23 protein-coding genes and 1 pseudogene are annotated in these 26,321 nt (G+C 49.0%); 16 read left to right on the plus strand and 8 right to left on the minus strand.

The genetic code is table 11. From position 1 onward, the window contains the following. Positions 1 to 54 precede the first annotated feature (54 nt). The 5 genes from corA to ACFPYJ_RS19960 all read left to right on the plus strand — a co-directional run bounded on the left by corA (position 55) and on the right by ACFPYJ_RS19960 (position 4,564). Positions 55 to 1,005 carry a magnesium/cobalt transporter CorA gene (gene corA, locus ACFPYJ_RS19940; protein WP_379189955.1) on the plus strand — a complete coding sequence of 317 codons (951 nt, stop codon included), beginning with the start codon at positions 55 to 57 and terminating at the stop codon, positions 1,003 to 1,005. Between the two features lie 123 nt (positions 1,006 to 1,128). After that, entirely contained in the window at positions 1,129 to 1,419 is a 291-nt protein-coding gene (locus ACFPYJ_RS19945) for a small, acid-soluble spore protein, alpha/beta type (RefSeq protein ID WP_379189956.1), read from the plus strand. 183 nt (positions 1,420 to 1,602) lie between these two features. Then, positions 1,603 to 2,286 carry a response regulator transcription factor gene (locus tag ACFPYJ_RS19950; protein ID WP_379189957.1) on the plus strand — a complete coding sequence of 228 codons (684 nt, stop codon included), beginning with the start codon at positions 1,603 to 1,605 and terminating at the stop codon, positions 2,284 to 2,286. After that, positions 2,283 to 3,794, plus strand: a complete 1,512-nt coding sequence (locus ACFPYJ_RS19955; protein WP_379189958.1) for a sensor histidine kinase — start codon at positions 2,283 to 2,285, stop codon at positions 3,792 to 3,794. The genes ACFPYJ_RS19950 and ACFPYJ_RS19955 overlap by 4 nt, the downstream gene beginning before the upstream one ends. A 164-nt stretch (positions 3,795 to 3,958) precedes the next feature. After that, complete coding sequence (locus ACFPYJ_RS19960) at positions 3,959 to 4,564, plus strand: pentapeptide repeat-containing protein (RefSeq protein WP_379189959.1); 606 nt, start codon at positions 3,959 to 3,961, stop codon at positions 4,562 to 4,564. A 131-nt stretch (positions 4,565 to 4,695) separates the two neighbouring features. Here ACFPYJ_RS19960 and ACFPYJ_RS19965 read toward each other — a convergent pair whose 3' ends face one another. Then, entirely contained in the window at positions 4,696 to 5,130 is a 435-nt protein-coding gene (locus tag ACFPYJ_RS19965) for a hypothetical protein (RefSeq protein ID WP_379189960.1), read from the minus strand. 877 nt (positions 5,131 to 6,007) lie between these two features. After that, the gene (gene arfA, locus ACFPYJ_RS19970; RefSeq protein ID WP_379189999.1) at positions 6,008 to 7,498 is read right to left on the minus strand and encodes an arabinosylfuranosidase ArfA; all 1,491 of its coding nucleotides are present in this window, start codon (positions 7,496 to 7,498) and stop codon (positions 6,008 to 6,010) included. Between the two features lie 172 nt (positions 7,499 to 7,670). On the opposite strand from arfA, the gene ACFPYJ_RS19975 reads away from it, so the two are divergent. Both ACFPYJ_RS19975 and ACFPYJ_RS19980 read left to right on the plus strand, forming a co-directional pair. Beyond that, positions 7,671 to 8,603: an ArsR/SmtB family transcription factor gene (locus ACFPYJ_RS19975; protein ID WP_379189961.1), complete on the plus strand. Its 933-nt coding sequence runs from the start codon at positions 7,671 to 7,673 to the stop codon at positions 8,601 to 8,603. Further along, positions 8,593 to 9,567 (plus strand): TRM11 family SAM-dependent methyltransferase, encoded by a 975-nt coding sequence (locus ACFPYJ_RS19980; RefSeq protein ID WP_379189962.1) that lies wholly within the window; start codon positions 8,593 to 8,595, stop codon positions 9,565 to 9,567. Before ACFPYJ_RS19975 ends, ACFPYJ_RS19980 begins: the two co-directional genes overlap by 11 nt. A 198-nt stretch (positions 9,568 to 9,765) precedes the next feature. Here the strand turns inward: ACFPYJ_RS19980 and ACFPYJ_RS19985 are convergent, their stop codons facing one another. Together ACFPYJ_RS19985 and ACFPYJ_RS19990 are read right to left on the minus strand one after the other, a co-directional pair. Then, a complete protein-coding gene (locus ACFPYJ_RS19985) occupies positions 9,766 to 10,746 on the minus strand; it encodes an aldo/keto reductase (protein WP_379189963.1) in 981 nt (326 codons plus the stop codon). A gap of 26 nt (positions 10,747 to 10,772) precedes the next feature. Further along, on the minus strand, positions 10,773 to 11,663 hold the full coding sequence (locus tag ACFPYJ_RS19990; RefSeq protein WP_379189964.1) for an aldose epimerase family protein: 891 nt from the start codon (positions 11,661 to 11,663) through the stop codon (positions 10,773 to 10,775). A 430-nt stretch (positions 11,664 to 12,093) separates the two neighbouring features. Here ACFPYJ_RS19990 and ACFPYJ_RS19995 point away from each other — a divergent pair, with 430 nt between their 5' ends. From ACFPYJ_RS19995 to ACFPYJ_RS20015, 5 genes and pseudogenes are all read left to right on the plus strand, one after another. Next, positions 12,094 to 12,414 (plus strand): PadR family transcriptional regulator, encoded by a 321-nt coding sequence (locus tag ACFPYJ_RS19995; RefSeq protein WP_379189965.1) that lies wholly within the window; start codon positions 12,094 to 12,096, stop codon positions 12,412 to 12,414. Continuing rightward, a pseudogene (locus ACFPYJ_RS20000) lies at positions 12,414 to 12,575 on the plus strand (DUF1700 domain-containing protein); the annotation flags it as partial. The gene ACFPYJ_RS19995 and the pseudogene ACFPYJ_RS20000, both read left to right, overlap by 1 nt. Before the next feature lie 19 nt (positions 12,576 to 12,594). Further along, on the plus strand, positions 12,595 to 12,969 hold the full coding sequence (locus ACFPYJ_RS20005) for a DUF1700 domain-containing protein (protein ID WP_379190003.1): 375 nt from the start codon (positions 12,595 to 12,597) through the stop codon (positions 12,967 to 12,969). Next, the gene (locus ACFPYJ_RS20010) at positions 12,966 to 13,916 is read left to right on the plus strand and encodes a DUF4097 family beta strand repeat-containing protein (RefSeq protein WP_379189966.1); all 951 of its coding nucleotides are present in this window, start codon (positions 12,966 to 12,968) and stop codon (positions 13,914 to 13,916) included. The genes ACFPYJ_RS20005 and ACFPYJ_RS20010 overlap by 4 nt, the downstream gene beginning before the upstream one ends. Positions 13,917 to 14,091: 175 nt before the next feature. Continuing rightward, on the plus strand, positions 14,092 to 15,570 hold the full coding sequence (locus ACFPYJ_RS20015) for an HD-GYP domain-containing protein (protein ID WP_379189967.1): 1,479 nt from the start codon (positions 14,092 to 14,094) through the stop codon (positions 15,568 to 15,570). An 87-nt stretch (positions 15,571 to 15,657) separates the two neighbouring features. On the opposite strand, the gene ACFPYJ_RS20020 is transcribed toward ACFPYJ_RS20015, so the two are convergent. Together ACFPYJ_RS20020 and ACFPYJ_RS20025 are read right to left on the minus strand one after the other, a co-directional pair. Beyond that, entirely contained in the window at positions 15,658 to 16,572 is a 915-nt protein-coding gene (locus ACFPYJ_RS20020; protein ID WP_379189968.1) for a phosphatidylinositol-specific phospholipase C/glycerophosphodiester phosphodiesterase family protein, read from the minus strand. A gap of 96 nt (positions 16,573 to 16,668) precedes the next feature. Then, on the minus strand, positions 16,669 to 17,553 hold the full coding sequence (locus ACFPYJ_RS20025; protein WP_379189969.1) for a helix-turn-helix domain-containing protein: 885 nt from the start codon (positions 17,551 to 17,553) through the stop codon (positions 16,669 to 16,671). Between the two features lie 584 nt (positions 17,554 to 18,137). On the opposite strand from ACFPYJ_RS20025, the gene ACFPYJ_RS20030 reads away from it, so the two are divergent. The 3 genes from ACFPYJ_RS20030 to ACFPYJ_RS20040 all read left to right on the plus strand — a co-directional run bounded on the left by ACFPYJ_RS20030 (position 18,138) and on the right by ACFPYJ_RS20040 (position 23,376). Next, positions 18,138 to 22,004: a response regulator gene (locus ACFPYJ_RS20030; protein WP_379189970.1), complete on the plus strand. Its 3,867-nt coding sequence runs from the start codon at positions 18,138 to 18,140 to the stop codon at positions 22,002 to 22,004. Between the two features lie 101 nt (positions 22,005 to 22,105). Continuing rightward, positions 22,106 to 22,816 (plus strand): response regulator transcription factor, encoded by a 711-nt coding sequence (locus ACFPYJ_RS20035; protein WP_379189971.1) that lies wholly within the window; start codon positions 22,106 to 22,108, stop codon positions 22,814 to 22,816. Positions 22,817 to 22,905: 89 nt separating this feature from the next. Beyond that, a complete protein-coding gene (locus tag ACFPYJ_RS20040) occupies positions 22,906 to 23,376 on the plus strand; it encodes a diguanylate cyclase domain-containing protein (RefSeq protein WP_379189972.1) in 471 nt (156 codons plus the stop codon). A 160-nt stretch (positions 23,377 to 23,536) separates the two neighbouring features. Here the strand turns inward: ACFPYJ_RS20040 and ACFPYJ_RS20045 are convergent, their stop codons facing one another. Further along, positions 23,537 to 23,755 carry a hypothetical protein gene (locus ACFPYJ_RS20045; RefSeq protein ID WP_379189973.1) on the minus strand — a complete coding sequence of 73 codons (219 nt, stop codon included), beginning with the start codon at positions 23,753 to 23,755 and terminating at the stop codon, positions 23,537 to 23,539. A 585-nt stretch (positions 23,756 to 24,340) separates the two neighbouring features. Next, positions 24,341 to 24,646 (minus strand): hypothetical protein, encoded by a 306-nt coding sequence (locus ACFPYJ_RS20050; protein ID WP_379189974.1) that lies wholly within the window; start codon positions 24,644 to 24,646, stop codon positions 24,341 to 24,343. 126 nt (positions 24,647 to 24,772) lie between these two features. Between ACFPYJ_RS20050 and ACFPYJ_RS20055 the strand changes: the two genes are divergently transcribed. Further along, the gene (locus tag ACFPYJ_RS20055; protein WP_379189975.1) at positions 24,773 to 26,281 is read left to right on the plus strand and encodes an ATP-binding protein; all 1,509 of its coding nucleotides are present in this window, start codon (positions 24,773 to 24,775) and stop codon (positions 26,279 to 26,281) included. Positions 26,282 to 26,321: the final 40 nt, after the last annotated feature.

Raw genomic sequence — 26,321 nt, forward strand, 5'->3', positions numbered from 1 at the left:
GCAAAATTTGTAGTGCTACAATAGGGGAAAAGCTTATGGGATGAGGAAATCGCTGTGATTCGCTATTTGGTTATTACAAAAGATCATAGGGTCTTGGAAAACATGCCGCTGGAGCAGATTGACCGCAGTGAGGCCAAATGGTTTTGGGTGGATTTCAGTGAGCCTGCACCGGAGGAAGCGAAGCTTCTGGAGAGTTATTTTAATTTTCACCCGCTTGCTATTGAGGATTGCCTGATGTATCTGCAGCGGCCGAAGCTGGACCATTACGAGGATGTCCATTTCTTTGTCCTGCATGCCCTGGACGAGCAAACGCTGCGAACCGATGAAGTCGACATGTTTATTGGTCCCGGTTTTATCGTCACCTTTCATGCAAAGCCCCACCGCGAAATTGATGCTGCTTGGACGAAGGTATCAGCTAAGCCCCGTTACGAGACTCATGGCAATTTGCATGCCGCCTATGTCGTCATCGATGAGTTTGTAGATCAATATTTCCCGGCAGCCCGTGTCATTGAGGATCAGCTGCTGGAATTCGACGCGGGTGGTCAGGACGTCAAAGTGCAGGGCAAGCTGAATGATGTGTTCGAGATTCGAAACAAGCTGCTGAAGCTGCGCAAGACCGTCGTACCGATGCGGGAATTGCTCTACCGGATTATTAATACGCAGCGGATTGATGGACTCAGCCATTACCTGCCGTTCTTTACGGATGTCTACGATCACTTATTGAAGCTCGCGGAAATCGTGGATTCCAACCGCGACCTGACCTCGGACATGCGGGATCATTATATGTCGCTCAGCTCGAATCGAATGAATACGATTATGAAGACGCTGACGGTCATTACGACGATTTTCATGCCGCTCACCTTTATCGCCGGGATTTATGGGATGAATTTCGCCAATATGCCTGAGCTTACTTGGCATTCCGGTTATTATATCATCTTGATTCTGATGGGGCTGCTCGGAGCCGGCATGTTTGTTTGGTTTAAGGTTAAAGGATGGTTTGATTAACGGCGTATACGATCAATCCTGTTAAACAAGCATCAAGCGAATATCCGATATTGGCCGCGTACATACATGTTTCCTCCTTGGGGCAAGGTATCAGTAATATAAGGATCAAGGAGGCGGATGATGATGGCGCGAAGAGGTCGTCGCAGACTTGTTGTTCCAGGTGCGGAAGCTCAGATGAGCGCATTCAAGGCAGAGGTGATGCGGCGCGAAGGTTATGCGGTTAACCCGAGCCGGCCCGATGATGTGAAGTACGAGGTGGCCAAATCGCTCGGTGTTCCTTTAGAGCCGGGCTATAATGGCGGGTTATCGACGGAATCGGCAGGACAAATCGGCGGTCAGATCGGCGGAGCAATGGTGAAGGAGCTCATACGCATGGCACAGCAGAAGCTTGCAGACCAGAATCAGCCTCACTAATCGGAGGTAAGCTCCGGTGTACTCATAACCTGTTTTCATCCCCATCCTGGGCTGGAAACAGGTTATTTGTCATGCGCGCAGATTCATTCACGATTCAGCACGTATTCAGACTCTATTCATCCTATATTCATACTTCTGCGTTAAGATAGGTTCATCCTAATTTAAATAGGGAGGATCTGAGGGATGAGGACCCATATTCTCGTTGTAGAAGACGATCAATATATTCAAGAGCTGATCAGTGAATTCCTGAGAGCTCAGCAGTATGAGGTGGACGTGGCCGGTGACGGTCTAGAGGGCTGGAACAAATTTCAGCAGCAAGCCTACGATCTTGTCATTCTCGATCTCATGCTGCCTTCCCTTGATGGATACAGCATCTGCCGGATGATTCGGGAGAAATCGGAGACGCCCGTCATCGTGATGACTGCGCTCAGTGAAGAGAAGGATCAGCTGCGGGCGTTCGAAGAGGAAGCGGATGATTATGTGACCAAACCGTTTTCTTTTCAGGTGCTGATCAAACGGGTGGAAGCTGTGCTCAGGCGGACGAGGCATGTGCAATCAGGGGAGCTGTCTTTCGATGACCGGCTTCGGCTCGATGCGGATGCTTACAAGGTATATGTCGACGGCCGATTTATCGAGACGACGACCAAGGAGTTTGATATTCTGCAAACCCTGCTCAGCAACGCGGGCCGCATCATGACGCGGGATATGCTGCTCGATAAAGTATGGGGCTATGATTATTTCGGCGATTCGCGAATCGTGGATGCCCATATCAAGAATATCCGTAAAAAGCTGGGGATCCCCGTGATCCGGACCGTTAAAGGCGTCGGCTATGCCCTCGAAAATGAAGCGGTAGGCGCAGAAGGATGAGGCGGCGCGGCATTACCTTCAAAATCTTCATCATTACGACGATCCTGCTCATCGTCTCCGCCCTGCTCATTTACTTGACGCTGTACTTCATGCTGCCAAGCTATTACAAGAATATTAAGCAGTCCCGTCTGGAGACCGGTGTGAATGAGCTTATTCAAGCCATTGACAACAAGCCTGCCAAAGAGTCGCTGCCGCTGATGGCGAAGTTCAGCCAAGAACATAATGCGGCGCTTATTATCAAGGATAAAAACGGATTCGGGTATTATATACCGCCAAATTTAATGCGGTTTAATAATGGGTTAATGGACGATGGGAGCTTCCCTGGCTTTCGGAAGCAGCTTCAGGGCAGCGGCCGCTTTGACTATGGCCGCGGCGGTATCGGCGGGGAAGACCGCAAGAATCATATGCTGAGCGTAGAGCGTTCGTTTCATTTCGCCGAGAGTGATGAGGCGTTCACGATGTCGATTGACGCGCCGCTGCAGCCGATTGATGAAGCGTCTGAAGTGATTTTACGATTCCTTCCGTACATGCTGATTGCGATTTTGTTGATCGCGATTGCTGGTGCAGCGATCTACTCGCGCTTGATTGCCCGCCCGTTAATCGGACTCAATAATGTGGCGAGGAGACTTGCTAAGCTGGACTTTATCGTACAGGAAGCGCCTCATCGGTCAACGGATGAGATTGGCGAGCTGTCCCATAATTTGAGTAAGCTGGCTAGCAATTTGAAGGCGACTATGGCTGAGCTGCAGGATGCAAACGCCCAGCTTAAGGATGACATTGAGCGGGAACGGGAGCAGGAAGCGAAGCGCCGCGAGTTCGTGGCTACGATCTCTCATGAGCTCAAGACTCCAATTACTGCAGTAAGCGGACAGCTTGAGGCGATGATCGGCAATATCGGCATTTACCGCGACCGGGACACGTATCTTCGCCAATCGTACAAGATTATGCGGGATATGGATAAGCTGGTGCATGAGATTTTGGACTTGTCCAAGCTGGAAAGCCGTGATTTTCTGCCCCTTATGCGGGAAGTGGACTTAGCGGAGCTTGTACGTGAATCCGTGGAGAACATGAGTTATTTGGCTGAAGTGAAGGGGATGGAGATGGAATGCCATTTGCCTCAAGAAGCGTTTATCGTTGCTGACGAGCGGCTTATGGCGAAGGCCGTTGCCAATATTGTGTGTAATGCCGTCCAATATTCGGGGGATGGGGAACGAGTGGTGGTAAACCTGGCGGAAACTCATCAAGCACAGGAGGGTGAAGAGCTCTCCATACTCCAGCGGCATTATACGCTGGAGGTGCTGAATACCGGGGCGCAGCTGGACGAAACGAAGTTAAACCGGTTATTCGATCCGTTCTACCGGTTAGAGCAATCCCGCAGCCGCTCAACCGGTGGAAGCGGCCTGGGTCTGTATATTGTGAGCAAGGTGCTGGATGCGCATCGAGCTGAATATGAGATTACCAACACGCCGGAAGGCGTGAAGTTCAGCCTGCTGCTGAAGGCTGCTTGAGATATCAAATCAGGTGATGATGACCGTGCTTGCTGATGGAGCAGTCTCCTGCATGAACCCGGACACCAATTTGTTGAATAGCCCCTTAGCGAATGATGATGCGGGTTTGCTATAATTAGGAGAAGGTTTACTATCTGCGAAAGGTCAGGGGATAACGGGCTGGTATGAGTGAGTATACGGATCGCGAGTTTATGGAAGTGGATTTTAATAACGGGCTGTTTAGCGAATATGACTTTCATCATTGTACCTTTACGCGCTGCAGGTTTCGGGGAGCGCATCTGGAGGAAATAAATTCAACAGGTTGTCAATTCATCGATTGTGATTTCTCCGGGGCACAGCTGAATGCATCTATTCATACCCGTTCGGCGTTCACGAACTGCCGATTTACCAATGCGAATTTATTCGTTTCCAAATTTGAGGAGTGTAAAATGATCGGCTCGGACTTCGCCGCGGCGAACTTAGATGGCATAACCATTGTGCGCGGAGATTGGTCGTACACGAATTTGCGGAATGCGAATCTAACGAAGCAGTCCCTGCGCGGGGTTATGTTCGTAGAAGCCGATCTATCCGCGTGCAAGCTGGAGAAAGCTGATCTGCGGGATGCCGATCTGACAAGAGCGCGGCTCGGGAATGCGCTGCTCAAGGGAGCGGATCTAAGAGGAGCCGTTCTTGGCGGGATCGATTTCAAGTCGATCGTTATGTTGGATGTCCGCATTGATGCGATCCAAGCGGTGGATTTTGCAAGGTCGTATGGAGCAAAGATCCAGTAGTGCGGGGAAGAAGTTCAGGCATATTCTATCACATCTTGAATATTGGAGGTGATAGAATGTCAAAGTTTCTTGATACATGAACTTCGCAAAAAAAAAAGCCGTATAATAAGGCTTAAAATGGAGGATTAAGGCTAGAAATCAGAATATGCTGTAAAGTTGAAGCTTTCCGGTCCTACTCTTGTTGTGCCAAGAGCAGAAACTTGAACAAAGACTGTATATGGAACACTGGGATTATTAGGTGCGTTAAAATCAGATCCCGTAAAAGCGATAAGCTGTGGTCCTAAGATGCTTAAATTAAGATTTTCAGAGGCAGAAAAGACGATCAAATCGGATGGAGTCAACCCCCTTACAACGGTAACCAGAACATTTGTAGCAACAGGAAGAAGTGGCAATTGTATTGCGACCACTCCTGTGAACCCTACACGGGTAAAATTAGCTATACCTCCAGATAAATTTAATGTCTGCTGTGCCACCAATTGCGGTGTGTTAATTACCGTAATTGGTATAGAAATTGAATTGGCATAGCTTGCATTTTGTGTGGTTTTTGAATCTAGAAATCTCGTCATACTATCACCTCCTCCTTTTTACTATTTATCATATGGAGAATAAAATAAAATGTTTGGACAACCCCCCATGGTAAGCAAAATTAAGTGAGAAGAGTAGTGAATGATAAGCTGGCCGCCTATGGCCTATGGTCAGGTAAAGAACGGACATGTATATCTGCTAATCCGTAAGCCCGGAGAAGCGCTTGGGTATACAGTTGAATGGAGATCTCAAGAAGCAACACCGTACATTGACGGAAAGGCAATCCGCACATATGAAATCATTGAAGGTGTGACATATTTCTGTAACATTTTGATTTTACTAGTGAAATAGCCCTTTTATAATAAAAGCCCATGCCACATTAACTTAATTACATATGCTACGTTGTACCTTAACTTAAAAGGAGATGGATGTATGAGTTACGGATATAACAACGTTGGAGGAGTAGGTCAAGGTAATTGTGGTCCAGTTGGAGGCGTCCAAGGTTACGGTGGTGGATGTGGCATTGGTGCCGGTGTAATTCTCGTACTCTTTATCCTATTGGTAATCGTCTCCCGTTCTATGTTTTTCTAAATTAAGCAAAGCAGACCACCTTCTGCTTCCTTGCATGTCCACTAGCATTGAATAGATGAAAGATTCAACCCCCGCTGGCTCTTTCAGGCTGTCGGGGGTATTTGTATTTTAGCCGCATCGTAGAAATCCTGAAGCACCGCTGGTCTACTTTGGTCGGGATTGGATTTGTGCTCGTTATGCCGGATTCCTTATTCTCCGCAGCGATGATCCTCAGCGGTTTGCCCCTTATTTTCCTGAAAAAAGAAAAAGGCCCATTCTTATAAGCAGCAGCTGCCGCTTTACAAGAATGAACCCTCCGGTTATTCTAACTTCTTAGACAGCTGTGTATTAAACCAGCTTCAGACGAATGACGTTCCATGAAGCTTTGCCAAGCAGAGCCTCGATTTTGCTGCCGTCAGCCGTTGCGTCGCCGCCTGTATGCGGTGTGACGCGGTTTGGTGCATCGATGGTATTGGCTGCTTTCAGATCATCATGCTCCAGCACGATGTGCTCGATTACGCGGCAGGAACCGAAGCTGCGCAGATCGATTTCAAGCGGTAAGGATTCACTCAGGTGACGGTTAACAGCGAATACCGTAACCTCCTCCTGGTTCTCGCTCAGCACCGCTACCGCATCAAGGTATGGCACGTCGCTGTAATCCTTCGAATCATATTTCGGTGAAGTAACGAGCGGTACAAGTGCAGTCCCGCGGCCAAAAATGCTAGTATGCATGTATGGGAAATAGATCGTTTGCTTCCAGGCAGCGCCGCCGTTTGCAGTCATAATAGGTGCGATAACATTGACCAGCTGGGCAATACATGCCATCTTCACGCGGTCAGCACGTTTGAGCATACTGATCAGCATGCTGCCGACAAGCAGGGCATCCTCATGGTTGTACACATCCTCCAGCTGCGGAGGAGCGATGGACCAAGGATCGATTTTGGAATCGGCGGCATTAGAGTGGTACCATACGTTCCACTCGTCGAAGGAGAGGTTGATCTTCTTCTTGCTGCGTTTCTTCGCTTGGATATAGTCGCAGGTCGCGATAACCGTGTTGATGAACGAATCCATTCCCATCGATTGCGCGAGGAAATTCGGCGTATCGTTGTCACGGTTGCCATAATATTGGTGAAGCGAGATGTAGTCGACTTGATTGTAGGCCAAATCAAGGACAGTCGATTCCCACTCCGGGAATGTCGGCATTCCTAGAGCAGAGCTTCCGCAAGCAACCAGCTCGATCGTTGGATCAACCCATTTCATCACTTTAGCTGTTTCGGCAGCAATCCGGCCATACTCGACTGCAGTTTTGGCGCCGATTTGCCAAGGACCGTCCATTTCGTTGCCCAGACACCAGGTTTTGATGTTATGCGGGTCTTTATAGCCGTGCTTAATACGCAGGTCGCTTAAGTGCGTGCCTGACGGATGATTGGAATACTCGACAAGCTGACGGGCTTCTTCCGGTCCGCGTGTGCCAAGGTTGACGGCCATCATCGCTTCTGTTCCGGCTTTGCGGCACCAATCCACGAACTCGTTAAAGCCGAAGAGATTAGGCTCGATCGTTCTCCAAGCCAGCTCCAGACGCTTCGGACGCAGCTCGACAGGCCCTACGCCATCCTCCCAGTTGTAGCCGGATACAAAGTTACCGCCCGGATAACGGACAATCGGGACATCCAGTCCTTGGACTAGCTCGATCACATCATTGCGGAAACCCTGCTCATCCGCTTCAGGATGGCCTGGTTCATAAATACCGCCATATACGGCACGGCCCAGATGCTCAATAAAGGAACCGTAAATACGTTTATCCACTTCACCAATCGTAAAATCTTTATCCACGATCATTTTTGCTTTGGTTGACACATCCATCACCTCATGGTTAAATTAATAATTATATTAACTAATTAATAATAAAACTTTTCTCAAAATCTATTAAACACGATTAAGAGAGCGATTTCAAGGCTATTTCTTGGATTAATAAATGAGTTAATCAATGCCTGATACGGAGTGTGAGAAGATGTTACGAGCAAATACAGAGCGCAAGTGGCTTCCTCTTTATGAAGCCTTGGCCAGCGATGTGCGTCTTCATATCCTGGAGCTGCTGTCGAAGGAGTCCATGAATGTGAAGGAATTAGCTGCCGCTCTAGGGCTCAGCAGTGCAATCGTTACGATGCATACGAAGAAGCTGGAGAAGGGCGGTCTGATTCAAACTACGCTTATCCGGCGCAATGGCGGCACGCACAAAATATGCTCACTTGCGATCGATAAGGTGGAGCTGTCTCTGCCGCAGCGCACTGAGCAGCAGCGTGATTATCAGGAGGTATCCGTTCCTGTCGGTCATTATACACGCTTCGAGGTGCACCCGACCTGCGGGCTTTCCACTACGGAGCATGTGATCGGGCAGTTTGACGACCCGCGTTTTTTCCTTGAACCGGAGCGGATGCATGCGCAAATCTTATGGTTCGGCCGGGGGTTCGTAGAGTACCGGATTCCTAACTACGTACTGATGGGACAGGCGTTGAAGGAAATTGAGATCTCGCTGGAGATCGGCTCAGAGGCGCCGGGGGTTCAAGCCGACTGGCCGTCGGATATCCATTTCTACCTGAATGACACTCTTCTTGGCATATGGACAAGCCCGGGCGATTCCGGGAATGGACGCGGCATACTGACACCGGCTTGGTGGACCGTCAACCAATACGGCTGGCTTAAGATGATTCGGGTGACCGAGGACGGGACGTATATCGACGGGCAGCGTTTGTCGGATGTGACGCTCAAGGATATTGTGATGACGCGCAATGACTGGATCTTCCGGCTCGCAGTTCCGGAGGGGGCGGAGCATGTCGGGGGCTTAACGATATACGGCGAGGGTTTCGGCAACTACAATCAAAATATTCTGTTTCGCACGTACCGCAATGTGAGCGGGGGAACAGTGGATGCAAATGAGCAATAAAACAATTGAAGCGTTAAAGGGGCAGTATGTCTACACGATTGCCTTTCATGAGGATGAAGAAGAGCTTTGCCGAATGGAAATGCGTGCTTTATTCGGTGTTGAGCCTATTCATGGTTGTGTGCGCAGCGATAAAAACCTCGATCCCAGCCGCAGCCCGTTTATCCGCGGGAAACTGGCGGTTGATCTCGAAGCATCTGATGTGGATGGGATAGCGGGGCAAGCAGGAGATGCCGTTCATCTGCAAGGCCAGACGTTCAAAGTAGTTTTCATGGAGACGGATGATCGAATGACCTATGAGCAGCAGCGCTCAATTGAGCGGCAGGTCGGCTGGCGGATCAGAGGGAAGGCGGAGATGCGCAGACCTGATCGGCTGCTGGGCATAGCCTGCGTGAAGGGCAGCTGGTTATTCGGAGCCTATGAGAAAAGCGAAGCGGTGTGGCTGAAGCATAATAAGAAGCCGCAGCCTTATTCAACGGCGCTTAGCACGAGAGTGGCTAGAGCCGTCGTGAATATCGCAGCAGGGGATTCGCCGCCGGATAAGCTCAAGCTGATCGATCCCTGCTGCGGGATCGGGACCGTTGTAATCGAAGCTCTGTCAATGGGGATTGACATCATTGGTTATGATCATAATCCTCTGGCTCTAAAAGGTGCCCGAGTGAATCTGGCTCACTTCGAGATGCCGGATGTCGTAGCACGGGCAGATATGCGGACTTTGGATCCTGCCGGAGACAGTGGGGGATACGATGCGGCTATCATCGATCTGCCGTATAATCTGTGCTCCGTATTGTCCGCAGGAGAGCGGCTTGATATGCTGCTCAGCGCGCGCCGCCTAGCCAAGAGAGTACTCATCGTCACTACAGAGACGATTGATGACACCATCATGGAAGCGGGACTTCACATCGTGGACCGCTGCACCGTTCGCAAAGGCAGCTTCTCGCGTCAAATCATCGCCTGCAAGAGCTGATTATGAAAGCAAAGGGCAGTACACAAGTTAGGTTCATCATGACCTGTGTACTGCCCTTATTTGTTAATCCGGCACCTGCTGCAGCAGGCACAAACGGGCTATTAACCAGCAAGATCTAAATTGCTCTATATATCGAGCTCCCAAGTCAAGCCGGTACTCGGGTACCGGCTTATTCCCCGCTTTTCGGGCAAGCCATCGCTAAGCTCTCCCGCAGGCCGCGGAAATCGCTGCAAGCTCGCTGATCTCGTCCTTGCTCAGCACAAAACGCATAGCTTTTACATTCTCTTGTGCATGATGCGGCTTAGAAGCGCCAGGAATCGCAAACACCGTCTCGCCATGCGCATGGATCAGCCAATTCAGCGCTACTTGGCTGGCGGACGCCTCGTATTTGACGGCGAGCTCATCAAGGCGGGTGATCAGCGGAAGCGTACGCTTCAAGCCGCCGGTTTTGAAGCCGCCAGCCCATTTGCGCGGCCCTTGAATTTGCTTCACAAGCTCAGGATTCTTATGGAATTTGCCGCTCAGAATGCCCTGCTCGAGAGGAGAATAGGCAATAATCACCACGCCGAGCTCCTTCGCTGCTTCCATTACGCCGCTCTGCTCGATTCGGCGGTCCAGCAGATTGTATTTGACCTGATTGGATACGAGCCGCAGTCCCGATTCGCGCAGGGCTTTATCGGCTTCATACATTTTGGCTGCAGAGAAATTACTGACGCCGACATGCTTGATTTTACCCTGCTTCACAAGCTTCGCCATCTCGCGCATTTCGTTTGCCGCAGAGGAGAAAGAGTACGGCTGATGGACTTGATGCAGGTCGATCGCCCAGCCTTTCAGTCTGCGCAGGCGCTCATCTATGGTCTTTGGGATATTCGCAGAGGTACGCATAATCGGCCACCACTTCGTGGCAACATGAGCGCCGGCGGCACTGTCGCCAAGCGCATTCAGCGCATCGGCGAGCATTTCTTCAGACTGGCCTCCGCCGTAAACTTCAGCCGTATCAAACCAGTTGATGCCGCCCTCCAGGCTAATGCGCACGATATCGTGGATAACCTCGTCACTAAGCACCGGCCAGAACTTCCCGACCATCCCGCTGCCCTTGCTGAACTGCCAGCAGCCGAGTCCGAGCGGCGACAATTGCAAATCCGAGTTTCCAAACCGCCTCAGCAATTCTGCACCCATGCCTATCCCTGCTTTCCCGGGCTCGATTATGATTTGGTGTATCCTATGGTCAGCTCCAGCTCCTGCTTGCCGCCCGGCTCGAGGAGAGGCAGCCCTTTTCTTGTATTAAGAGCGCTGTTAATTGCCATCCACGGCTCCACACAAATGAACGGCTTGCCGTCCACCTGCCACAGTACGACGTATTTGAACGCATCGCTGTAGGAGAGATGAATAACGTCCCCTGCTCCAGCCGGCCCAGGGAAGCTGATGTCCCGTCTATTCGCGTTCAGGAAGACGACGGACTCTTTAAGCCCATCCATCTCAATGCTTCCTTCGAATGGTTTCACTGCATTGTCGTTATAGTCCACATATTCGGTTGCATCCGTTACAAAGTCAAGCTTCTTGGAGGCTCCGATGCGGAAATACGGATGGAAGCCCGCATAATAAGGCATGCTGCGGTCAGATAAGTTGTGATAGGTTTGCCGGATTTGCAAATGGCCGTCCACTAAGGCATAGGTAAACAGCAGCTCGAAGTCAAAAGGATATTCCATTCGTGTTCCTTCTCCGCTCCGGAGCCGAACCGTTACGGAAGCTTCCCCAGCCTCTGAGGTGGATACGACATCCCATGGACGGTTGCGGGCTATGCCGTGATTCCGCATCTTGTACACAGCTCCGTCCCATTCGAAACGCCCTTCGACCAATTGCCCGCAGATGGGAAAGAGGACAGGATTGCCGCCTCTGATATTGGCATCCGGGTCAATGAAGGTTGCCTCGTCCAAATAGAACAATTCCTCGCCAAGCAGTTTGCAGCTAATGGCGATTGCGCCGCGATCTGGACAGATTGTCACGGAGGAGTTCGTTTGGCTGTCTGTTAAGGTATACATCGTGTAGATGTCATGATGCTTACGTACTTCATATCGATTGTTAGTTGGGGTCATAATCAGGCCTCCGTTAATGGAATAGTTGCACTGCTGCTGTATAGCTTCATTGGTCAAGCATACCATATTACGCTACTTCTCTAAAGTGCGGACCCCATCACCCCGGGTACCAGTGCGATAGGGGGTATCCTGCACCTTGCCGAAGTCCATCATCCACTTTTCCAAAACACTTATCCACAAGCGAAAGTGTTGGATTCGCGGTTCTTTGACGCATTCAGAGAGTTAAAAGACACTTAACTGTGTATAATGTGGGTAATATGTGTATAAGTCTGTGGATAATAAATATTTAAATTCCAATCCAGCTATATTGCATAATTGAATAGTCAGTTATATACTATAGCAGGAAGATGGTATCCGGAAACGGACATTTTTTTTACCTAGCTATTCTACAATGATGAATACTAAACAATATGGCATAGGGGCGATACGAATGAATGTGCAGTTTAAGAAAGGCGTGTTGGACCTGTGTGTGCTGGCCTTGACGGCTTGGGAGGATCGGTACGGCTACGAGCTGGCTCTTGCCATGTCAGCCAAATTGGAGGTCGCGGTGGGAAGTGTATATCCGCTGCTGAACCGGTTGACCGTTGAAGGTTTCTTCTCAACCTATCTGCGGGAATCGCCGGAAGGACCGCCGCGGAAGTACTATAAGCTTACTCCGCTCGGCCACACGCATTTGATGGAGCTGGTAAGGGAATGGCGGACTTTTTCTACCGCTGTAGACGAGTTAATTAAGGAAGGTGTAGAAAGATGATGAGAGATCAATATCTTCAGCAGCTATGGGAGTTGTTGAGGCCGGTTCCTGAGAAGCTCCGCCGGGAATGGATGTTTGATTATGAGGAGCATTTTCGGCTTGCTGCTGAGGATGGGCGTTCGGAAGCACAGGCGGCCAGCGAGCTCGGTGATCCTCGTCTGATTGCCAGGGAGCTGCTGCTTGGCTACCGGGTCGACATGGCCGATGATAAGAAAGGCAGTATTACATTGGTATCCCGTGGCGGTGCTGGCTGCGGTCAGTCTGGGATTCTTCAATCTGATCTTCGTACTCGGCCCTTTTATCGCATTGCTCGGCGTTCTTATTGCGCTGTGGGCGGCATCGCTGAGTCTCGGGCTAAGTGCATTCGCGGCGGTCTATGAGGGTGTGTTCGGGAAATCATTTACAATCCCGCAGAGTGCTTCGGCTGCAGCTGTACTGCTGGGTTTGGGGATGCTCCTTGGCGCAGGTACGCACTCTTTGACACGCGCAGTAGCCAGAATGACACTTCAATATTTGAAGTTTAATTCCAGAATGATAAGGGTGAAAAAAGGATGAGAAACTGGATCGTTATTGCACTCATACTGGTTGTTGTTGGTTTAATCGGACTGTTCGGTACGTTTAGAGGAGAGAATTGGCTAAGCTTTGGAACGGAGAAGGTGGAGCAGACACGCGCAATCGACGCATCAGGGCTGAGCAATATCCATTTGGAAATCAACTCGATGGATGTGAAGGTCGTACCGACTGCATCGAAGAAGATAACAGCTACACTTAGCGGTTCGGCGAGCAAGAAATACATCGGAAAGATTGAGCTTAAGCTCGAACGCGACGGGGATACAGCTAATCTCTCGGTTGTGAAGGATACCAGGTTCTCTCTCGGAATTAATATATTGGATGTAAATGTGAAGCTCGAGCTACCCGAGCAGCAGTGGAAATCCGTCGTTCTGGATTCCAGCAGCGGAGATTCAGAGATTACCAAGCTTTCGGCGGATTCGATTACGATTGAGGGCAAATCAGGAGATATGGTGCTAAATCAGTTGACGGCCCGTTCGTTAACCGTCAGTTTAACGAGCGGCGATGCAGATCTTGCAGGTATCGATGCCGATACAACCGAGATCGAGGGGAAATCGGGAAACGTTGCGCTGGAGGATCTAAAGGGGAATTCGCTGAAGGTTGACCTTAAAAGCGGGGATGTCAAGCTGATCGATGTGGATGCGGCTGAGCTTAAAACGGAGGTGGCAAGCGGGAATATCCGCGCTGAGCTGCATTCGCTTGACCGTGCAATGGCATTCAAAACAAGCAGCGGGGATGTCAAGCTGTTATCCGATGAACAGCCGGCAGCCGTCCAGATTCAATACCGCACCTCATCAGGCAATTTAAACAATGAGTGGGAAAGCGCCCAGGAGTCAAGCGGCAGCGAGGATGAGAATTTAATTTTCGGTAAGGATGGCCCAATTATTGCGGTGGATACCGGTTCAGGTGATTTATTAGTCGGTGAAAGATAAAAGACCGGCGCAGCAATTTCATGCTAACAACTTCTTACAGGTAATGCATGCTATAATTAGCAGGTATTGCCTTTTATTATTTTGTAGTTTCAAAACTAAATTTTAGTGCTGAAAAAGCCGATATTATGGAAGATAGTAGTAGCTGCAATGAATCAAGAAAGAGGAGGATATTCTCATGCAGGGAAAAGGGCGGTCAATAATCGGACCTATGACAGCAACACTGCTGCCGATCGTCGTTTATGAATGGCTGCGATCCTTCCAAGCCTTTGATATTTCCGTAACTTCGGTTACAGGTCATTTTTATATCGTCAGCACTATCGCTGCTCTGGCAATGATTGTTGCAATCGCTGTCGGGATCACCGGGCACCGGCTGCGTAATATAAAGGTAGCTTTCATGTCTTTAGCTTACGTATCCCTGGCCGGGATATTCGTTCTGCATGGGATATCGACACCGGGATTCATGATGCATGAGACACATATTGCCGGAATAGCCGCACAGCTGAGCATCCTGATCGCTGTCACATGGCTTTTCTTATCAGCGCTTTCCTCCGATCATCCTGTCGTTGGCATTCTTGCGATGTGGCGGCGCTGGTTAATCCCGGTCTGGCTGCTCATTCTTGCCGGACTTGTCTATTTTACCCTGCATTCACCGGAAGTCATGGACAAGCTTCCTCTTAATCATGGTCCGTATAAATGGTTAGCCGCATCCTTAACCCTGCTGATGAGTTTATGGACGATGTACCGGTACTGGCAATCGTATCGAAGCGCTCGTTTTCCGCTCCAGCAGGCGATTGTGTATTGTCTGGGATGGCTCATTGTCGCTCAATATATTATGGTAACCGGCACGACGTGGAAGCTCAGCTGGTGGATGTACCATGTGCTGCTTCTCGGTTCTATGATAATTATGCTGGGCGGCTTAGTGAAGCAATATTTCTCTCAAGGCTCGTTCACCACTTCCATCAGGGTGTTATTTCAATCCGACCCGCGCACATGGCTTGAGGCATGCATTACGCCAAGCGTTAGAGCTCTGATCATGGCCACGGAGGCCCGCGATGCTTATACAGCGGGTCATAATTTGCGTGTTGCGCTGTACGCACTGAGACTTGCGGAGGAATTAAACGTGAATAAGGAACAGCTCCGGGCAATTGCCCAGGGTGGTGTCGTTCATGATGTAGGAAAGCTTAAAGTACCGGACTCCATTCTGAACAAGCCAGGCAAGCTGACGGCCGATGAACGCTCTGTCATGGAGTTTCACCCGGTCTCCGGCTATGATATGTGCAAGCGGCTCGGGTTCCTTAATGATGAGCTGACCGTTATCCGTTCTCATCACGAGAAATGGGATGGGAGCGGTTATCCCGATCACCTTGCAGGTGAGAATATTCCGCTGCTTGCCCGCATTACGGCAATTGCAGATGTATACGATGCGCTCACCTCCTCAAGGTCATACCGGCAGGCGATGTCCCATGAAGAGGCGATGCGGATTATAGAAGAAGGAAGCAGTGTGCATTTTGACCCTGCTTGCGTGAGAGCGTGGGTGAGACTGGCAGCCGAAGATCCGGCTTTTCTAGTGGAAATCGCCGAAAGCGACCGGTCGCTTAAACTGGTTAGAAAAGAGGAGGTTAGAAAAGAGGAGGTTAGAAAAGAAGCGCAATAAATATTCTAAAAGGCTGTCTTTCATTGCTGAGATTCAGCCTTTTTTGCATGCTCCTCGATTAGAGATGAATGATTCGCAGCCGCACGGCTACAAGTCGCCAGGGACAACGAAGTCGGTCATGACGCCTTGAACGCCTTCATTCCTATATTGACGAATTTGGCTGACATCGTTAATCGTATTAATGTAGGTATAAACGCCTTTGCCGCGCAGCGCTTGAACAAATTCGGGTGTGTACCGGTTCTCGTCCATAACGACAAGATGGATCCCCCTTTTCATGATGTCATCCATAATTTGATCCTTTGAGTCCTGATTCATGTAAAGGGTATAGATATACTGGGTGAATGGATATACGCCGCTGATGGCTTCGAAGTTATCGGCTTCATAAAGCTGTGGAATAATCCGCCGCAGGATGTCGGCATTGACTTCAGTCGTTTCCTTCACGATTCGCTTAAAGATGTCAGCAGCTTTGGCGCTGTCCGGCTCCTTTGTATCTGTTATGAGCATCATATCGGGATGCCCGGACATGAAGGACACCAGTTGCTTGTAAGTTATAGGTGTGTAGTGCTGTTGGATGGGAAGTGACTGGAACCGCTTAAGCGACATAGGTGCAATGGATTTTGGCAGCTTTTGTCCCAGAACAGGATAGGTTCCAGCTTCCCAATCATGCCTGAGCACCAGATGACCGTCAGAGGTGACGCTCAAATCCCCTTCGAATATACGCTGTCCGCTTCGGTAGGCTTGCACGAGGGCCTCCAAGCTGTTCGTCCCGTCATAGCCGCCGATTCCTCCAAGCGCATGAGAGATAAGCGGGTAATGTTTAACCCACTCATAAGGTGAGGGTTCAATCGCCGGCTTTAAGATGTAGGCAGAAGATGATTCAGATGAAGCAGTCAATGAGGAAGATTCGGCTGTGACCCATGTAAAGATGAAAGGTGAGGCTACGAAGATCAGGGCAATTAGAGTAAGATGGGGTATGGTTCGTTGGATTGGGGCTGTATTCATCGATTCCGTCCTCCTATGCAGAACATTCTTCATTACACTTAGACACTTAGGAGGATTAAGAAACAGTTAAAAACTGACAAAAAACCGCAAATCCGATTAGGACTGCGGCCAAATATCCTGCGGCGATACATTGAGCTCTGTTGCGATCAGCTCAGCGGTTAACCGCTGCGGCTTACCGATCTTGCCGTTGCGAAGCTTGGATATGGTTTGCAGAGAGATGCCGGTCGCCTCAGCTAATTGCTGAGCAGACATATGCTTGCGGGCCATAAGAATCTTGAGTAAAACGGCTGAATCAATCGGTTCCATAACAGGTTTAATATCCGTTACCACAAACCCGTAATGTTTCAGGCTTCCATTCCCGCAGTAAAAAGGACAGAAGGTAACATCAATTTCCAGCTGCGCCATATTAGCCAGCTTCTTCGTGCATACCACCAGGCTGTCCGTCTGTTTCCGGATGACGGCTTGTTCCATAATCCGGGTCAACCGCTCACGGTCATTCTCACTCAGGAATTCAAACACGGACTGGTCTTCTACCTTTAACTGATAATCAAACATAGGTGCCGGGTAGTTTTGTATATATCGTTCAATGATGAAATCTTTGTTGACTATTCCTGATAAAAGGACCTTCCGCGATTTGCCCATCATCTCAATCCATGTCTTGGCGGTAATGTCCTCTGCAATTAAGAGGAATGTAGGCACTTCCGTATTCGCGATGGGTTCCCAGGTTAAGCGGATACGCATGGTTCGGTTAATTTTGAGCTGCAGTAGGAAAGATCCGGAACGGTCGTTAATCCGTCCGATATGATTGTTCCATGCCGAGAAGAGCCTAGTAGGAGGTGTTCCGATCAGTTCATCTTCTGTATACCCGACGAGTTTGTCAAAGGCATCATTGGTCCGGATGAATCGAAGCTCATCCTCGGTACCTGCAATCACGGCCATTGGAGCTTGAAGTGTGCTAAATATAGTATCGAAAATGCTCATTTAACCACTCCTTTACAGTCTATACCCGGTTGTCTTGTATAAGTATAAAAAAGCTTGTATTTGATTTCAACTGGTTAATTATTTAAACTAACCTGCATCAGAGGGTTCAATAGGCCGAAAATGCTGTCGAATCTGTAGAATCAGGCCGAAAATAGGCGATTTAACGAACTTTATTGATTTGTCCCGTTCCTCCATACTGGAATGAAGACCATCAACATAGTGAATAATCAGCGGCTCATCATGGAAGGGGGAAAGCAATGAATACTTGCTGTAAAATTGAAAATTGTGAAAAGCCGGTAAAAGCGAAGGGCATGTGTTCGATGCACCATCAGCGTTGGCGCAGACATGGTGACCCGGCAATCATTAAAGTCCGTAAATCCGTGCATTCCACAACCTGTAAATGGGTAAAATGCGAGAGGGCCGCAATCAGCAAAGGATATTGTTCGAAGCATTACTATATCCAACGACATCTTTGCTTGGAAGAAAAGAAACCGTTTTCAATTCATTGACTTTCCATGCCTCTATGAAGGATCTTGCACAGACGGTATACTGGTGGAAAAGATTTATATCCGGAGGATAGATTCTTGAGGAATATCTCACTTCGTACCAAAGTACTCGTGTTAGTCGTTCTTATCACATCAATCGCCTTGTCTTTTGTCGGTTATGGTAACTACTTGTCAGCTAAGCATACCGTTACGGAAGCCCTCATCGATAAAGCTTATAATCGGGTGCAGAGCAGCGCTGACAACTTGTCGGCCTGGATTCGCGCCAAGCGATCAGAAGTAGAAGTTATGAGCCGGACGGATATCGTTCGTTCAGGTACGGACAGCGGACGTTTACTCTATTTTTCCAGGGAAACGGACCGCGCAACCTCGGATTTTTTTTCGATCGGTTATGCTAAGCCGAGCGGAAGCGCCCTTCTCAGCAACGGAAAAACCATTGATATCCGCGAAGAACCTTCACTTCCAATTGTCATGAGCGGACAAACCGTAATCACGGATCCGTTTCGGAGTCAGCTTACAAGAAATCATATATTTGTCATTCAGGTCCCGGTTTATGATAACATGCAGCAGATCCAGGGTGCTGTTGATGCCGCTATTTTGACGGAACGATTGTATAAGGAGCATCTGGATATTCATGTGGGATCATCGGAGCCGGCGTTTTTATACACCGACAAAGGTGCGATTGCACCCCGCTCTGCCAAAGAGGGAGAGATTCAATATCTAACATCACCGACGCTTCCTTATAACGAGATCTCGATGGAGATGATCAAGGAAGGTAACGGATATCTGGCTGTGTACGAAAAAGGAAGCGAATCGCTTGTTTTCTTTGCGAAGGTAGAAGGAACGTCCTGGCATATTGCGATGAAGGTCCCTTTCCACGAAATTGAACAACCGCTTACACTCATCAAATGGCGCACAACCCTGTTCATCGCTCTCGCAGAAATTATTATGATTATTTTGTTCTTCCTCTACTCCAACCACCTTGTTAAACGAATTAAACGTATTCTCTATGTAACTGAAGCGGCGTCAGAGGGGGATTTTACGGGAACGGTATATTCCTTGCCGCAAGGCGGCAACGACGAGCTCGCTCAATTGGCTCACTCGGTTAATGAGATGAGCGTTCATCTGGGAGATATGTTCGGCCGGATGGAGGCTATCATTAATCAGAACCAATTCGCTTATATTGTACTTGATGAGAACTACCGGGTGACCTACTTCAGCCGCTCAGCTGAACGCATGCTCGGCTACAAGGCCGAAGAAGTGCTTCATATAGCAACGGGACTTCTCTTTATTGATCCGGATGAGATTAAGAAGGAAGCAAGGCGTCTTAGCATACGCCGGGGATACACCGTACAGCCGGATACCTCTGTCTTCAAGGAGCTGCAGAAAGAGAGCTTCACCTATGAGCGGGAGTGGACTTATGTTCGCAAGGATGGCATGAAATTCCCGGTGTCGTTCAGCTCCAACGGGATTCGCGATTCCGAAGGCCGATTTATCGGCGTGACCGGTATAGCCCGCGATATCACGCTGCAGAAGCAGGCGGAGAAAGCCAGAAATCAACAGCTTGAGGTGCTCGAAGCAGCGAAGGATCTAATCGCTACCTTTAATGAGCAGGGAGAACTGCTGTATCTCAATCCGGCAGGCCGGGAGCTTCTGTCTACGGATGCGGGGCATCAAAATTCCGCTGTACTGCTGCCTGATCAAACGATCGAAGAGCTGCTGCATGGGATTGAAGATGCCAAGGAGCTTGGCTTTCAAGAGAGTGAAGCCAGGCTTCGAACGATGGATGGCAAGCTGATTGCCGTATCCAAAATTCTTGTGGTGCATAAGGATAACCAGACAGGAGAAGCGTTCTACTCCTGTATTGCCCGTGACATCTCCGAACAGAAGAGAGTGCAGACGGAGCTTGAGCTCGCCAAGCTTGATGCGGAAGATGCGAACATGGCAAAGAGCCAGTTTTTGGCCCGTATGAGTCATGAGATACGTACGCCGCTCGCCGGGATCATCGGTCTGAGCGGACTTATGCAGAAGACAGAGCTAACGGATGTTCAGCAGGATTATCTCGATAAGACGCGTGCTTCATCGGAAGCGCTTCTTCTGATCATTAATGACATTCTCGATTTCGCTAAGGCGGAAGCGGGTAAGATTAAATTAAATCACGTCTCCTTCAGTCCCTACGAAATGATTCACAGGCTGGCGGACCTGCTTACCGTATTCATCGGCGGCAAACATGAATTCGAATTTATCATCAAGACCCCAGTAAATCTGCCGGAGCTTCTGGTCGGTGACTCGCTGCGGATGGAGCAAATCCTGCTTAATTTATGTGTCAATGCAATCAAATTTACGGACAAAGGTTATGTTCAGCTTAAGCTCCATGTGCACGAGGGCAGCAGTGCGGAGCGGGCGAGGATTGACTTTGTCGTAGAAGATACAGGGATTGGTATGACGGAGAACCAGCAGCAGAGGTTGTTTAAACCGTTTATGCAGGTCGATGACGTAGGCAGCCGAAGGTTTGGCGGGACTGGCCTCGGACTCGTTATTGTGAAGAGCTTAGTCGAGATGATGGGCGGCTCCATCGACGTTTCCAGTCAAATCAACGTAGGCAGCCGTTTCTCATTTACTTTGGAATTCGCCGTTGAAGCTCCAGCCAAGCAGGATCGCTTCCGAATAAACCAGACCGGCGAAATGGTCGTTTGGGTACTGGAGGACAGCGCGCTTCTCGGCGAAATGCTGTGTACGGAGCTTGAGGATATGGGGCTTTCCCCGATGAGCCTCAGCTCTTGGAAAATTACGCAGGAGCGGCTGAGCCGCGTGGGAATAGGCGGAAGGCCGGATGTCATATTGCTTGATTTTGAGATGCCGGACATGTTTGGTGAGGAGACATGGCAGAATCTTCACAATACGGCGAAGCGGACGGGTATTCAGACGATCGCTTTGACAACCGCATACGGACGCGAGGAGCTGCTTAAGCTGGATGAATCCGACAGACCGGATGCCATTCTCGTTAAACCGATGAACCGGCTGTCCATCTATCAGGGCTTGGCTGCGCTGGTCAACCGAAGCGGCGGCCATTCCAGCGCAATGGCCGAGATCGCTGCGGGTTCGCTCTTGGATAAGCCGATTACAGGTACAATTCTGCTTGCGGAGGATAACAAAATCAACCAGCTGGTGGCCGTTGAACAGCTGCGCGAATGGGGATTCGCAGTGGAAGTTGCCGAGACCGGCACTCAGGTGCTCAAAAAGCTTGAAGAGCGGCGCTGGGACCTGATCCTGATGGATATTCACATGCCTGAGATGGATGGGGATGAAGCTGCGCGGTTAATCCGCTCAGATTCCAAATATGACCGGATGCCGATCGTGGCGCTTACAGCTAACATCATACGGGAAGACCATGAACGTTACATTCAACTGGGCATGAATGATGTGCTGACCAAACCGATTGAGCCGGACGTCATGCATGAAGTTATTGCAAAATGGCTTCGCAGCGGCAGTGATCACCGCATGCGGACGTTTGCCAATACCGAGGCGGCACGCGATGCCTATGAGCCTATTAAGACGCAAGAGGGTCATCTCCCTATTGACGTGCCTGGCATGGATGCGGAGTCTGCTCTGGAACGTGTGAATGGCAAAAGGGATATTCTGAATCATATGATCAAGCTGTTCATACGCGAATACGCTACGTTCGACAAGCGGCTGCGTGAAGCGGTGAAGGCTGAGGATCAAAAGCTTGCCAGGCGGCTGGCTCATACGATAAAGGGTGTTGCCGGTAATTTGTCGGCTTCTGAGCTGGCATCCTCGGCCGATCAGCTGGAGGGTTTGCTGAAGCTGCCTAAGGAAGAACAAGATCTGTCGGCCATTCATGAGGCTGTCGAGCAATTATTGTCGATATTGGAGTCAATGATGGCGGCATTTGTTAAAGAAGAGACATCTTTCGACAGTATCTCCTAACAATTTTCTAACAATGTATTGTTGGGATGACTTACCTATTGTATATTGAGAGTAATGATAACATTCAGGATAACTCTCCGATTCCATCGCGAGGTGAATCAATGTACAAGTTGTTAATTGTTGAAGATGATGTAATGATGAATGATATGCTAGCAATGTATTTGTCAGAAGAAGGCTACCAGGTAAAACAAGCGTTCAGCGGAGAGAGCGGTCTTGCGCTGCTTGAACAGTTTATACCTGATTTAGTGTTATTAGATCTTATACTTCCCGATTGGAATGGGGCAGACTTATGTGCTCGAATACGACAAACTTCCACCGTTCCTGTCATGATTGTATCCATGAAGTTTGAAGTATCAGAACGGATTCAAGCCTTAAGAGCAGGTGCTGACGACTACTTAGTGAAGCCCTTCAGCATGCATGAGCTGAGCGCAAGGGCGGAAGCTTTATTAAGGCGCGCAAACCGGATGCCTCTGCCGGTGCGGGGAATTGCTCAATCCGCCCGGGAAGAACTGGAGCCGGCAGCCATTTCGCTGGATATGGACCGCCGATTACTGCTTATTCACGGAGCGCTTGTAGAAACGACATTTTCCGAGTTTGAGCTTATGAAGCTGTTCTTGAACCATCCGGGTAAAGTGTTCAGCCGAGAGGATTTAATCAATGCCATACGTGGATTTGATTCTTTTGTAACGGACCGGGCTATTGATGTTCATATAGTTAATCTTCGCCGCAAAGTGGAGAAGAATCCGAAGGAACCCAAATATATCCGAACGGTATGGGGTGTTGGTTATAAATACATGACTGACCCTGAATAGGAGGGTAAAAGAGCCTTCAGCCGCAGCATTGCTGCGCATGAAGGTTTTTCTTTCGTGTGAATAGGTCTAAATACCCGCGAGTATTAGGTTTGAACGCTATTATTAACAGTCATCTAATGAAGAACTCCTACGCATTTGGCGATGAAGTGCTCAGGCTGATGGCTAAGCGCCTTCTTGCATATAATGAATATCCTTATAACGCCTGCCGGCTTGGAGGCAATACGTTCCTCCTTCTTCATGAACTGGATTTGCAGCAGGAAGAGACTGATCGTCACGTGGAGCTGATGAAAGGTTCATTGGAGCAGGTATTACAGGTGCGCGGCCAGCTTTTATATCCTACGTGCAGCATCGGAATCAGCAGTTTTCCCCGAATGGGAGAAACGGCGGAGATGCTGATTCGGCATGCCGATACAGCCCTGCAGCATGCGAAGGAGGCGGGCGGCAATCGAATTTCCGCCTATACGGGAGAAGATGTCATGGCGTCCAGACGGATGCTGTTTATTAGTGAAGCGCTCCGCGATGCCGTAAGAGAGTTGTTCGCAGGATTACGAGTATCTTAATTCCGAGTGCGCACTGATATCGATATAGATGACAGAAGTAAAAGGGCAACCTTCAGTCCTAATCCTGCTAACAGGATTGGAATTGAAGGCTGCCCTTTTTTGGCCCTTGCACACCGCAGGCGATGGCAATAAGCCGGTTCTTCATCAGGATTGGAGCGTATTAGCAAACTTCCATATAAAGCTTGGTACCGTCTTTATATTGTAAGATAGCCACGTCTCGGATCATTTCGACGGACTTTATCCGTTTCCACTTTTTACGGAAATCAAAGTTGAATTCCATTTCCAGCAACTTGTTATGCAGGAGGTCAATATAGCTGATTTGCTCGGAGGGATAGTGGACGGGTACGGAACGATTTTTAAAGGTAATTACCTTCGTCATTCGGATGCACCTCCATTTGTATTGTAAGCTAATAGTAACGCAAATCCTTTAGTCCCTTATAAAGGTAACGTAAATCTGTTGTTTAATTTGCTCATGCTTTTCTAACATCTTCGCTTGGGCGATTACATCCCCCAATGTTCTTTCACCTTATTACACGATTTGTACGCATTGGCGGCTTAGGGGAAGAGCGATGCTGAGTGATGCAGATGCTCGATCTCTTCGTATTACGCAGTATATGCAGCAGAGCTGATTCCTGCAAATTCAAAGAGCTGAACATAGCTCCCGTATCAGCGTACAAGGAGATGATTAGCTGTGGATCCGGTGAGGATCATATCCCGGTTCAGCCGCACGATTGGTTGTCCCGAAAGGTTGTCCCGAAAGCGGCATGGCTGTCAGGGTGTTGTGCTAGGCTCCTGACAAGTCCCTTTGTAATTGATTGCAGACCTGTATTATTTGCAATTAAAGGAAATTATACTCTTATTTTTCCAATTTTTCTTCGAGAGAAAGAGACTTAAATAAAATAACCGGAGACGCTTTGACGGCATCAACCGGTTATTTGGACAAAAAAGGTTTAATTGTGCTTCATTACGTGTAAAGAAGGGTAATGACCAGAAGTTCGAACAAAACTAAAGGAATGATTGCGCTATTGGGATTATAAAATGCCCGGCCATTCTCCCATACCGGCACGCATTGCAAATAAAGGAAGTTGCGGTCTACGTGGGAAATCATTCCCTCATACACAATACCATCCACCGTTTCTACTCTAACCGCACGGTGCATATGCCCCGCACAAAGATCATGAATCCGGCTGCGGGCATGCTGTACAACACCGCCAAGCGAGGGTTCGGCTTGATAAAGTACCGGTGCCGTTACCGGTTTTTGTTCTGACAAAGGTAACACCTCCCTACAGTCTTCCTGCTCTTGTACATCGTATGCGGAAGTCCTAGCTAGTAAGAACTGGAATCGATCCTATATAATCAGACTGTAATAGCCGGAATCTTGGCAGGAGGTATGGATGTGATTTTCACCAAAGCATTGTTAACGAATATAAGCCTGCTCATTACGCTCGCGTACCTTTTTAATATGGGATATAAATATATGATTCAGCACACCTCCAATAGGATGAAATATATATTGACGATTGGTGTGTTTATCGCGGGCGGCATACTTACGATGCTCTTTGGGCTGCGGATCAATGATAATATAGTTGATTTAAGATTGGTGCCGATCATTGTCGCCGTGCTTGTCTTCCCTTCTCCTTGGGCGGTATTTGTTATTGGAATTGGAATCGGGCTGGCACGATTAGGGATGAACTGTGATGCTCTGGGTTTGGCGGGCTTCTTGCTTACTTCGATTGTAGGTGCTGTCGGCTCCATGCTGCAGAAGTGGCTGAAGTCAATCAACTTACGGTTTGTATGGAAAAGTGTCATTGCGGTGGTGAGCATCAACATTCTTTTTACTATGGGTGCCGCCTTGGCGGTGTATATCATTCATTCGACGACGTTTTACCAATTTTGGCATGATATAGGAAGATATACATTCCCGTTATGGCTGCTGCTTAGCGGATTATTTGTCTTTATTATCCGGGATTTTCAAAAGGAACAGCTTCGGGTCGATGAGCTCAGAACGATGAATCTGCTGCTGCGCAGACAAACCAGAGAATCCCGCGAAGCGAAGCGGGAGATTGAAGAGAAGGCCCGGGAGCTGATGCTGGCCTCAAAGTATAAATCGGAATTTCTGGCGAATATGTCGCATGAGCTGAAGACGCCGCTGAACAGTATTATTTTGCTGTCGCAGCTGATGAAAGATAATGAAGATGAACGGTATGAAGGGGACGAGCTGAGGTATGCCGAGTTAATTCATGGCGCGGGCAATGAACTGCTGCAGCTCATTAACGACATTCTGGATTTGTCCAAGGTGGAAGCCGGCAAAATGGATGTTTTCTTCGAGGAGGTTTCTCTCCATGATCTCGTTCAAAATCTGCATCAGCAGTTCCATCCGCTGGCGGAACAGAAGAAGCTGGACTTCGAAATCGATATTGGGCCTGGTGTGCCGCATATGATCAAAACAGATGCGCTGCGCCTGAATCAAATTTTACGGAATCTGCTTGTGAATGCTTTTAAATTCACGGAAACAGGCAGCATTAAGCTGATCGTCAGGTTTGAAGGCGGCCATAGTGCAGCGCTCGAGCCGATTGCCTCCGGGCGGCAATGGATGCGGAACTTGAATCCGGTCTCTTGGGGAATTCCAGTGAAGAAGCGAATCCCTGCGCAGCGGATTACATTCATGGTAGCGGATACAGGAATCGGTATAGATCCGGAGAAGCAGCAGCTGATCTTCGAAGCCTTTCGCCAGGAGGATGGCGCGATCAACCGCAAGTATGGGGGGACAGGCCTTGGGTTATCGATTAGCCTGCAGCTGTCCCGCTTGTTAGGCGGAAGCTTGTCCTTGGACAGCGTGAAGGGAGAGGGCAGCAAGTTTATGCTGAAGCTTCCTATTATGCCTCCCAAGCAGGCGAATGATTAATAAGATGAAGGATCTATCTTAATCAAGAAGGGGCTGCCCG

Origin of the sequence: Paenibacillus solisilvae (assembly GCF_042656405.1) — a bacterium.
Lineage (GTDB): Bacteria > Bacillota > Bacilli > Paenibacillales > Paenibacillaceae > Paenibacillus_Z > Paenibacillus_Z solisilvae.

Excerpts from the sequence above, each read along its gene's own strand:
- ACFPYJ_RS19945 (WP_379189956.1), top strand. The coding sequence starts at position 1,129 with ATGGCGCGAAGAGGTCGTCGCAGACTTGTTGTTCCAGGTGCGGAAGCT.
- ACFPYJ_RS19950 (WP_379189957.1), top strand. The coding sequence starts at position 1,603 with ATGAGGACCCATATTCTCGTTGTAGAAGACGATCAATATATTCAAGAG.
- ACFPYJ_RS19955 (WP_379189958.1), top strand. The coding sequence starts at position 2,283 with ATGAGGCGGCGCGGCATTACCTTCAAAATCTTCATCATTACGACGATC.
- ACFPYJ_RS19960 (WP_379189959.1), top strand. The coding sequence starts at position 3,959 with ATGAGTGAGTATACGGATCGCGAGTTTATGGAAGTGGATTTTAATAAC.
- ACFPYJ_RS19965 (WP_379189960.1), bottom strand. The coding sequence starts at position 5,130 with ATGACGAGATTTCTAGATTCAAAAACCACACAAAATGCAAGCTATGCC.
- arfA (WP_379189999.1), bottom strand. The coding sequence starts at position 7,498 with ATGATCGTGGATAAAGATTTTACGATTGGTGAAGTGGATAAACGTATT.
- ACFPYJ_RS19975 (WP_379189961.1), top strand. The coding sequence starts at position 7,671 with ATGTTACGAGCAAATACAGAGCGCAAGTGGCTTCCTCTTTATGAAGCC.
- ACFPYJ_RS19980 (WP_379189962.1), top strand. The coding sequence starts at position 8,593 with ATGAGCAATAAAACAATTGAAGCGTTAAAGGGGCAGTATGTCTACACG.
- ACFPYJ_RS19985 (WP_379189963.1), bottom strand. The coding sequence starts at position 10,746 with ATGGGTGCAGAATTGCTGAGGCGGTTTGGAAACTCGGATTTGCAATTG.
- ACFPYJ_RS19990 (WP_379189964.1), bottom strand. The coding sequence starts at position 11,663 with ATGACCCCAACTAACAATCGATATGAAGTACGTAAGCATCATGACATC.
- ACFPYJ_RS19995 (WP_379189965.1), top strand. The coding sequence starts at position 12,094 with ATGAATGTGCAGTTTAAGAAAGGCGTGTTGGACCTGTGTGTGCTGGCC.
- ACFPYJ_RS20010 (WP_379189966.1), top strand. The coding sequence starts at position 12,966 with ATGAGAAACTGGATCGTTATTGCACTCATACTGGTTGTTGTTGGTTTA.
- ACFPYJ_RS20015 (WP_379189967.1), top strand. The coding sequence starts at position 14,092 with ATGCAGGGAAAAGGGCGGTCAATAATCGGACCTATGACAGCAACACTG.
- ACFPYJ_RS20020 (WP_379189968.1), bottom strand. The coding sequence starts at position 16,572 with ATGAATACAGCCCCAATCCAACGAACCATACCCCATCTTACTCTAATT.
- ACFPYJ_RS20025 (WP_379189969.1), bottom strand. The coding sequence starts at position 17,553 with ATGAGCATTTTCGATACTATATTTAGCACACTTCAAGCTCCAATGGCC.
- ACFPYJ_RS20035 (WP_379189971.1), top strand. The coding sequence starts at position 22,106 with ATGTACAAGTTGTTAATTGTTGAAGATGATGTAATGATGAATGATATG.
- ACFPYJ_RS20045 (WP_379189973.1), bottom strand. The coding sequence starts at position 23,755 with ATGACGAAGGTAATTACCTTTAAAAATCGTTCCGTACCCGTCCACTAT.